The sequence below is a fragment of the Cryobacterium sp. CAN_C2 genome, assembly GCF_015751745.1.
Classification (GTDB): Bacteria; Actinomycetota; Actinomycetes; order Actinomycetales; family Microbacteriaceae; genus Cryobacterium.
On sequence record NZ_JADOUX010000049.1, the window covers coordinates 1 to 1,470 of the forward strand.

1 protein-coding gene and 1 pseudogene are annotated in these 1,470 nt (G+C 61.1%); both read right to left on the bottom strand.

All coding sequences use genetic code 11. From position 1 onward, the window contains the following. A partial coding sequence (locus tag IWX77_RS16795) for a dihydrolipoyl dehydrogenase family protein (protein WP_196845686.1) occupies window positions 1–1,184 on the bottom strand: 1,184 nt, incomplete at its 3' end. 85 nt (window positions 1,185–1,269) lie between these two features. Next, window positions 1,270–1,470, bottom strand: a pseudogene (locus IWX77_RS16800) (thioredoxin family protein); the annotation flags it as partial.

Here is a 1,470-nt window from a genome sequence, read left to right on the forward strand (position 1 = left end):
ATCAGAATCTTGGTCGCCCCGGCTGTTTCCCCAATGCGATAGTTCGAATACCAGCCACTCGTATCGGTGTACCGGACCTCAATGTTGAGGCCGTGCGCTCGGGCCTCCTGCTCGAGCATGCCGACCCGGACGAGTTCTGGAATGGTGAAGACGGACGTGGGTATTGCCGCGTAGTCGGGCACGGTCGTAGTCGATTTCAGCATGTTGGATGCGGCGACCTTCGCCTCGAACACGGCTACCGGTGTCAGCGGCATGCCGGGAGTGTCCGCGGAATCGCCAGCCGCATAGACATGAGGGTTCGTGGTGCTCTGCAGGTGGCCCGCGACAGTGATGCCCCGGGTGCCATAGGCAACGTCACCGGCTTCAAGGTTCATACGTGTGAGGTCCGGAGTGCGACCTGCGCCGTGGACGACGAGGTCGGTATCGATCGTGGCTGTCTCCCCCGCATGTTGCACGGTGATCCGAAATCCTTGAAGGATCTTCACCACGCTGGTGATCGTCGTGTTGCGCCGGACGGTCACACCGGCGGTTGCGCCGCGCTCCAGAAGACGTTCGACGAGGTCGGGATCAAATTCTTTCAGTGGGGTGTGGCCACGGTCGATAATCACGGGCGCGCTTCCCGCACGCGCTGCGATGTGCGCGAATTCGAAGGACACGAAGCCACCGCCGATGAACGCGATCCGGGGTGGCAGGGTGGGGAGATTCAAAAAGCTGGTGCTGTCGATGAGGTGCTCGTGACCGGGGAAGTCGAGTTCGCGAGGCCGGGCACCGGTGGCGATGAGGACCTTGCTCGCCTCATAGCTCCTGCCATCGATGTCGACGTGGGTGTTGTCTGTGAATGCCGCCACGCCATCAAGTGTGGTCACGCCGTGGGAGCGAAGGTCTTCTTCCATGTTGTGCGGAATGGGGTCGGTGAAGCCGTGTTTGTGGTGCATCAGGTCGGGCCAGTTGATGCTGAGCTGGTCACCAACGATGCCTTTACCGGTGAGTAAACGCGCGGCGTCAACGATTTCGGCCCCGCGGCGCAGGATCTTCTTCGGGTCGCATCCACGAAGAGCACAGGTTCCTCCATACGGCAGCGCGTCAACGATAGCGACGTGCCATCCCTGCGAGGAGCACTTGGTTGCGGCAGCGATCCCGGCCATTCCGGCGCCGATCACGAGTAAGTCAAATTTGTCGGTCATGGTGTCTTTCTGTCGAGGAATCGGGGATTTTGGGAGAGGGAGTCAGGCCGATCGATAATGCTATTGGCGCGACTTCACACTGGATTCACTCGATGAGCAGTGCCGCCTTCAGCTGCTCCACGGTTGGTGAGCCCGCGTATCCGTCGGGCGTGAGATAACGGCGGCAGGACAAAGCGCCGGATAGTCCTTCACGTGCAAAGGGGTCGATGCCGTTGATGAGGATGCTGGGAGAACCGCCAAATCCCACCCGTTCGGCTTCTTCCGCGGTGTCCACGATGTGCCGCCG